This window comes from Anabaena sp. FACHB-83 (assembly GCF_014697485.1).
Taxonomy (GTDB): domain Bacteria; phylum Cyanobacteriota; class Cyanobacteriia; order Cyanobacteriales; family Nostocaceae; genus Nostoc_B.
Window position 1 is genome coordinate 66185 of sequence record NZ_JACJRY010000031.1, and the last position, 7984, is coordinate 74168.

General features: G+C 38.6%; 9 protein-coding genes. All 9 read right to left on the reverse strand.

Translation table 11 applies throughout. From position 1 onward, the window contains the following. Positions 1-12 precede the first annotated feature (12 nt). The gene (locus H6G79_RS26300; protein ID WP_190593158.1) at positions 13-984 is read right to left on the reverse strand and encodes a HEAT repeat domain-containing protein; all 972 of its coding nucleotides are present in this window, start codon (positions 982-984) and stop codon (positions 13-15) included. A gap of 54 nt (positions 985-1038) precedes the next feature. Continuing rightward, a complete protein-coding gene (locus tag H6G79_RS26305) occupies positions 1039-1266 on the reverse strand; it encodes a ferredoxin family protein (protein WP_053455107.1) in 228 nt (75 codons plus the stop codon). A gap of 31 nt (positions 1267-1297) precedes the next feature. Beyond that, a complete protein-coding gene (locus H6G79_RS26310; RefSeq protein ID WP_190593157.1) occupies positions 1298-1759 on the reverse strand; it encodes a GNAT family N-acetyltransferase in 462 nt (153 codons plus the stop codon). A gap of 12 nt (positions 1760-1771) precedes the next feature. After that, positions 1772-2557, reverse strand: a complete 786-nt coding sequence (locus H6G79_RS26315; RefSeq protein ID WP_190593156.1) for a class I SAM-dependent methyltransferase — start codon at positions 2555-2557, stop codon at positions 1772-1774. Between the two features lie 27 nt (positions 2558-2584). Next, positions 2585-3280: an HAD family hydrolase gene (locus H6G79_RS26320; RefSeq protein ID WP_190593155.1), complete on the reverse strand. Its 696-nt coding sequence runs from the start codon at positions 3278-3280 to the stop codon at positions 2585-2587. A 29-nt stretch (positions 3281-3309) separates the two neighbouring features. After that, a complete protein-coding gene (locus H6G79_RS26325) occupies positions 3310-3834 on the reverse strand; it encodes a GNAT family N-acetyltransferase (protein ID WP_190593154.1) in 525 nt (174 codons plus the stop codon). Between the two features lie 50 nt (positions 3835-3884). Next, complete coding sequence (locus H6G79_RS26330; RefSeq protein WP_190593153.1) at positions 3885-4517, reverse strand: GDSL-type esterase/lipase family protein; 633 nt, start codon at positions 4515-4517, stop codon at positions 3885-3887. A 155-nt stretch (positions 4518-4672) separates the two neighbouring features. Continuing rightward, entirely contained in the window at positions 4673-6382 is a 1710-nt protein-coding gene (locus H6G79_RS26335; RefSeq protein ID WP_190593152.1) for a fumarate reductase/succinate dehydrogenase flavoprotein subunit, read from the reverse strand. Positions 6383-6562: 180 nt separating this feature from the next. After that, a complete protein-coding gene (locus H6G79_RS26340) occupies positions 6563-7603 on the reverse strand; it encodes a sulfonate ABC transporter substrate-binding protein (RefSeq protein ID WP_242048564.1) in 1041 nt (346 codons plus the stop codon). Between the last annotated feature and the right edge of the window lie 381 nt (positions 7604-7984).

Below are 7984 nucleotides of genomic sequence, written 5' to 3' on the forward strand. Positions count from 1 at the left end.
CTTAATTATTGATTACTCTCCTGATACTATTTTATCTGTTTGTATTTTGTTAATCGCCCGTTGTGCTTGAATAGCAACTTCCCTATCAGGGTCATCTAAAGCTTGTTGCAGAGGGATAATAACATCAGAATGAGCGAAATTACCAAGAGCAATTACGGCTTCTTTGCGGACATCTGCATATTCATCTATTAAAGCTTGAATTAATTGCGGCATTACTTGAATATCTGGAATTTTTTGTAATGCCTGTGCTGTTGCTTTTCTGACTTGCCAATGTTCATCACTTAAAGCAGTTTCTAAGGCGAAAATTGCCTGATGATTTGCGTGAATAGCTAGAGATTTAGCCGCATTACGCCGCACTTGCCAGTCATGATCATTAGTCAGTGCTTGACTGAGTTTATTAATTACCTCTGTATCTTGCAAATGTCCCAGAGTTAAAGCCGCAGCCCGTCGCACAACTGCTGATTCATCAAAGATTAAATCTAAAGCTTCGGGGCATTTTTCTAGTTGATTAAGATAGCGCAATGTAGTTATTGCGGTTTCTCTTAATTCGGGATTATTTGATTGTAAAAATGGTAATATATAGGGTAAAGATTGAATATCATGAATTTTACGCAACAGCACTAAAATATTGAGTTGTGTATTGATATCATTACTTTGTAGTTTATCTAGTAAAAGTAATAAATCGTCTTGACTAACTAACTCATTTAAAGCTGATGCAGCTTCATTACGAATGTCTTCATCTTGCGAACTCAAACATTCTATTAAAGCAGGAATCGCCACAGGATTAGCAATTTCCCAAAGGGCAGATATGGCTATTTTCTGGACAGCTATATTTTCATCCTTAAGGGCGATAATTAAAGCATCAATGCTCTCTTCGTCACCGAGATGTTGTAAAGTTTTAACAGCTACTAAGCGGTCATTAACATCAGGCGATCGCAACATTTCTAACCATTGATTTAATTCAGAATCAGCACTTATAGACATAATTTTATCTCCCCTCCAACCCTCTGCGCCTCTGCGTGATATAAACTTACATAATTACCGCAACAAAAAAGGAATCTGCACCGTAATAGCATTAGTAGGACATTCCTTTTCACAAGGTAAACAAAACCAACACTCATCATATTTCATATATGCTTTCCCCGTCTCTGGATTCTTAGCCAACACATCTAAAGGACAAACCTCAATACAAGCCGTACATTTTTCCAAACATTTTGATTCATCAACAATGACAGGTACATCTACTCTTTGATTAATTAAAGCCATAACATCATTCCCCAATTTTGTAATTTAGACATTAAATTAATTGCTTATAAAAAGCTAAAGACTGTTTGATATTTGTATAACCAATTTTTTCATAAAATAAATGTGCCTCTTTGCGGATAATATTAGACCGTAAAATTACTCCATCACATTCTTTTAATACAGCCCATTGTTCGATATATTGCATTAAATAACGCCCAATTCCGTGATGACGATAATCTTTATCTACCACTAAGCCTAAAAGAATTACTTGCTTTGGCATAATGAGTAAATCACAAATATGAGCGTGCGCCCAACCAATTACATATTCATTTGCTAAAGTTGCGACATAAACAATATGTTCTGCATCATTTTTAATTTTATTCAGACGTTGCTCTACCTGTTGATTTGTCAAAGAATATCCTAGTTGTTCACCAAGGATAGTAATTCTTTCTGCATCTTTAATATTAGCTTGTTTAATTGTAACTTCTTTAACTAAAACAACTTTATTTACCATAATTATTACCCATTATGATTTATCAAATGTTGTATAAATAAAGCGATATCCTATATCAATCTCTTGCAGATTATGAATTTCGCCATATTTTTTTATCCATTCTCCACTATTTAAATCGGCTGTAAGTAACTCTAATCCTTTTTCTACTAAGTCTTGATTAGCTAACGCAAAAGATGATATACCCGCACGTACTTCGGCTTTCTGATATAATTCTGGTCGTCTCCAAGCTGCGGCGGCGAATAAATCAGATAAGTCGTGTGGTAACAAAAATGGTATGGCTTCAACACGCCTTTTAGTATTCTGTTGAAGCAAATTAATTTGTTCGTTTAACGGTAAAAATCGTAAAGCATCTTCCCACAAAAATGGAAAATAATCATAAAGCCAAATTCTTTGCGCGAGTCTAATATCAAAAGTTAGTAAAACGATTGTTCCATCTCTAATAATTCTTTGCATTTCTTGGAAAGATTTTTCGAGATGCGAAAAGTGATGTATCGCTAAAATACTGATAACACCATCAACAGATTTATCTGGTAAAGCTAAATTTTCTGCATAGCCAGTAAACCACTCAACTTGAGGATGTACAACCGCTTGCTGTCGCATCACAATAGAAGGCTCAACAGCATAAACAAAAAGTCCCTGGTTAGCCAAGGCTACGCTATAACCACCAGTACCAGCACCAATATCAGCGATAACGCTACCTTTTGGTAAATTGAGTAGATTAATTATTGCATTGACGATGCGAATGTCAGGAACGCGAGTTTGGGAATATTGTTTACCAATGGAATTATAAATAGGCATTTTTTTGAAATTTTCAATGGTTAAAAATTATTTGACTAGTTCTAGTAAATTTAAAAGTTGATTGACGATAAATTTTGGTTTAACTTCCTGTGGTAAGGCTTGATTTTTTCTGTTGTAGTAACAAAAATCAATATTGACTTGTGTTGTACCTGCATAGTCATGGCTTAAAGAATCTCCAACATAAAGGACTTGTGCTGGGGTTAAATCTAACTTTGATAAAGCATAGTGAAATATTTCCGGCGATGGTTTAGCAAAACCAATTGCTTCCGAAACTACCACCTCCTCAAAAAAGTGATCAATTCCGGCAGCCTGCATTCTTGGTACTTGTGCTGATACAAAACCGTTGGTAATGACAGCTAACCGATAGTTGCGTTTCAGGACGGTTAAAAGTTCATATACATCAGGTTCTGTTACGGCTGAATGATTAAAAATCTGCCAAAAACTTTGACTGAGGTGATTAGTTTTATCTGTTTTGATATTTAAGTGAGCCAGTGTGCTTTGATAAGATAATTCTGTTATTTCGATAGGTGATAAAACATCTCTCTTTCTCCAATACTGAGAATTATAAGTTTCAAACACTTCTAAAAAATTAGTTTCAGTTATTTCATATATATCTAAAGATACTGCACAATCTGATAACGCGCCAAGGATAGCTTGACGTTCACATAGTTCAAAATTTAATAATGTATTATCGAGGTCGAAAATTATGGCTTGATAACTCATTTTTATTTTATTAGACTCAACTTAAATTTTTATAAATTAATCCAATAACGGGAGATCACTATATCTGAATTTTCCAAAAATTCTTCACTGGTTAATTGACCTTGATTTTTCTGAATTACACGGGCGGAAGCAATATTATCTTTATTACAGGTTAAAAGAACGCGACTCAAACCCATGTTTCTAGCTTTTTCTAAAGTCTTACTCAGTATTTGTGTACCATATCCTTTACTTCTTTGAAGAGGACGAATCATATATCCAATATGTCCTCCTCGATATTCTAAATTAGGTATTAACCAATGACGTAATTGGCTTTCGCCTAGAATTAATTTATTCTGTTCCACTAACCAATACGTTGTCGCAGGTACAAAACCAGGCTTTAAGTCAATACCTCTTGAATTATTTTCTAAGTATTGAATATAAGCTGAAAAATCTTCTTGAATTAACGTTAAATTATTCTGATCAAATAGGCGTGATTCACCATGTTTTTGATATTCTGCTACCATATCAATAAACTCTGAATACAAATCATAAGTTGGTTTAATTAATTCAAGCATTTTACTAATTGAATCTTTGATGTAAGTTACGCTTTCCTAGAATTATTTATTTATGCTTTGACCAAAAGATGAGGAAACCAATTTAACCAGCCACTCCAATTCTGCACAAGATTGGCAAACTCTGTATATCCTGCGGTTCTGGGATGTGCGCCATCATACGATTTTGCCTCCTCTACCCAAATATTGGACTGTTTTAAAGGAGTAAAAACATCAAGGTAAGGTATATTCAGTTCATGACATATTAAAGAGAATTCCTGAGATAAATTTGCTATTCGTTGATTTCTTTGATCCTGCTGATTATCTGCACATGGTGGAGGACTAATCATTAAAACAGGATATAATTTCTTTGCTTCACTTAAGATAATACGGGCATTTTCAATTGATTCGGAAAGTTCGACACGAGTTTTACCATTTTCAATAGTTGTATCATTTACGCCAAACGAAAATACAACTCTACCGTCATATTCATCTGGTAAACGATAAACAGTTTCTCTTAACCAACGCTGTCTTAACTCTGTACTGGTTTCTCGTCTCACTCCTAAATTGTAGTAGGTAATATCATAGCCATTTTTATTAGCATAAACACATATTCTTCCTGTCCAGCCTAGACACTCTGGGTCGCCAGTACCGTTAACAAATGATTCTCCCAGAAAGCATATTCTAATTTGTGATGAATCTGTCATTTTTAGTTAAATTGCAAGTTATATTTTTTTGAAATAACATATTAATAATTAATTGAGTATACTGGATTTATTCATCGTGTAGAGTAAGACGAACGTAAGTGCGATCGTCAGATTCAAGAACTGTACAGGCTGGTTGCGGGTTCATTTTGAATACCTTACTTCACAGTTACATTGTATAGTTCTTTGGTTGTGTCTACTTCGACAATGTAAGGATCTACAGGACGCTTGAACAATACCATTTGTCCTGATTCATCTTTCTTTAAATTGACATGACAGAACCATTCATCATCATTTTTTTCTGGATAATCTAAGCGGTAATGATATAGACCCCAACGAGTTTCTTGGCGATATAATGATGCTCTGGCTGCCATTTCTGCACAGTCTCGAATAAAATGCACTTCCAGAGAACGCATTAATTCATGGGGGTCACGCGCACCCATTAAATCTAAGGTTTGTTGATATTGAACAAATTGTTTTAAACCAATTTCGATTTTATTGCCTGATTTGGGTGGTTGGAGGTAATCATTAACTAAGCGTCTGAGTTTATATTCCACCTGGGTGTGGGGTATGCCATTGGGTCGAGTTAATGGGGCATAAATTCTGGCTTTTTCTATTTCTAAAAACTCGGCATCTGGTTCGATAAAATCTAAATCTTGGATATATTCAATGGCATGAGTTCCGGCTATGCGACCGAACACAAATGCCCCAATCATATAATTATGGGGAACGCTGGCCATGTCTCCGGCTGCATATAAACCGGGAACTGTGGTTTGGGCATTTTCGTTTACCCACACACCAGAAGCACTATGACCGCTACATAAGCCGATTTCGGAAATGTGCATCTCTACGCCGTGGGTGCGGTAATCTTCGTTTCTCCCTTGATGAAAGCGTTCTCTACTCGGTCTTTCATTCGCCCAAAGTATGGATTCAATTTCGGCAATTGTATCCTCATCAAGATGGGTCATTTTGAGTTGGACTGGCCCTTTTCCTGAGTTTAATTCCTTCCAGATTTCCAACATCATTTGCCCACTCCAATAGTCGCAACTAATGAAGCGATTTCCTTCGGCGTTGGCTGTATGTGCGCCAAATGGCCCGGCAACATAGGCGCAGGCAGGGCCGTTGTAATCTTTAATTAGGGGATTGACTTGAAAGCATTCAATGTTGCTGAGTTCTGCGCCTGCGTGATAAGCCATTGAATAGCCATCACCAGCGTTGGTAGGATTTTCGTAAGTGCCGTAGAGATAACCGGAAGCGGGTAAGCCGAGTCTGCCGCAAGCACCTGTACAGAGGATGACGGCTTTAGCTTGAATGATTATATAGTCGCCGTTTCTGACATCAAATCCCACCGCACCAACAGCACGTCCGTTTTTGACTAAGACACGGGTAGCCATGACACGGTTTGTCACTTTGACTTTGTGGCGTTTAACTTGGCGGGTGAGAATGGTTTTTAGGTCTTTACCTTCTGGCATGGGTAAAACATATTTACCGACACGATGCACTTGTTTTAAGTCATAGTTACCTTGGGCATCTTTTTGAAACTTTACGCCCCAGCTTTCTAATTCTTGAATGACTTCGTAACCTAATTTACCGGTTTGATATACGGCTTTTTGGTTGAGAATGCCATCGTTAGCGAGGGTGATTTCCCGGACGTATTGTTCTGGTGTGGAATGTCCGGGGATGACGGCGGTGTTGACTCCATCCATGCCCATAGCGATCGCACCACTCCGACGTATGTTAGCTTTTTCTAATATCAGCACCTCTGCATCAGGATTTGCCTGCTTGGCTTTAATACCTGCCATTGTGCCAGCCGTACCGCCACCAATGACGAGTACATCAGTTTTTATGCGTTGAGTATTGATATCCATAAGTAGGGAGTGGGGAATGGGGAGTGGAAATTACAATTACTACTACAGGTTGGCGTAAGTAAACAGACCACACTTCGACTACTTCGGCTGCGCTCAGTACAAGTACGCTCAGTGACCGGCTGTAATTGCTAAAAAGCTTGTGGTATCGTGATTTTTTCTTTTGCCTTTTGCCTTGTTGTACTAGCCTCTAGCCTTCCAAACAATTTCGCTAACATTGACAGATTTCGGTATCAGCTTGATTTTGTAAAAAGTATCGGCAATTTCCTGCTGTGCGCGAATTACTTCGTCTGTTAGCGGTAGTACGTCGTAGTCTCGGCGTTTTTCTGCCACTTCTAAAACTCCAGCATCAATACCCAATGCTGGCGCGAGAAATTTGGCGACTTCTGTAGGATTATTTTTTGCCCAGTCGCTTCTTTTTTTGACTTGTTCCAACACTGTTTTTAAAGCATCAGGGTTCTTGTCTACAAAAGATTTCGCCGCTAAATAATAACCGCGATTTGGTGCTAACCCAGTTGCATCAGTTAAGGTACGTGCGCCTGTAGCAGCTTGCGCCGCCGCTAAATACGGGTCCCAAATTGCCCAAGCATCAACATTATTACCCTCAAATGCCGCACGCGCATCAGGCGGTTGCAGAAAAGCAGGTTTGATATCGTTGTAATTTACTCCGCCTTTTTCTAAAGCTTTGACTATCAAGTAGTTAGTATTAGAACCTTTGGCAAACGCAACTCGTTTACCTTTTAAGTCTGCAAGGCTTTGAATAGGGGAATTTTTTGGCACAATAATTGCTTCGGCTTTGGGACTCCAAGGATCGTAAGCAACATATACTAAGGGATTACCTGCGGCTTGGGCAAAGATTGGCGGTGATTCACCAGTGTAGCCAAAATCAATACTCCCAGCGTTCATTGCTTCTAACATTGGGGGGCCAGAAGGAAATTCTGACCATGTTACGGAAGCACCACTCGCAGCAACAGCCTTTTCTAAATCTTGTTGAGCTTTCATCGCGCTGAGAATAGTTGCTGCTTTTTGATAGCCAATACGAATCACGACACCTTGATTGGTTGGACTGGAGTTGGCGGTTGGTGTTGCAGTGGAGTTACTCGCGTTGTTGGCAGAACACGCAGACATCACCAAAGCCAACGTCAACCCGCCAGCAAAGAATAAAGCAAATGTGTTAATTCTCAATAGTTCATAATTTTGCAGCACACTGCTGAACATCTTCATCAGTCTATTTGATAGATACTTGATTAACATAGGCATATTCAGGCTATAAGTGATCTAATAATACGTCAAGTCGAGCAACTAACCGTAGTTTGATAGCATACTCACACAAATAGCCGACAATTGCAAGCTAGTAGTTCACCAACCCAATATTGCTGTGTAGACCCTGCAAGGGAGCAGGGGAGCAGGGGGGAATGAAGGTACTCTCTCCCCTGCCCCTCTGCCCCTCTGCCCCTCTGCCAGCCACCACGCAAAGTTATCTTGGCAGACTACTAGTAGTCTGCCAACTCAACTTTGCTAGGTAAGATAGGTGGATATAAGCGTCCCATCTTCTTACGTGCATCAGTAGTCTTAAATCGCCAATTTACACTTTCCTTCCTTGAA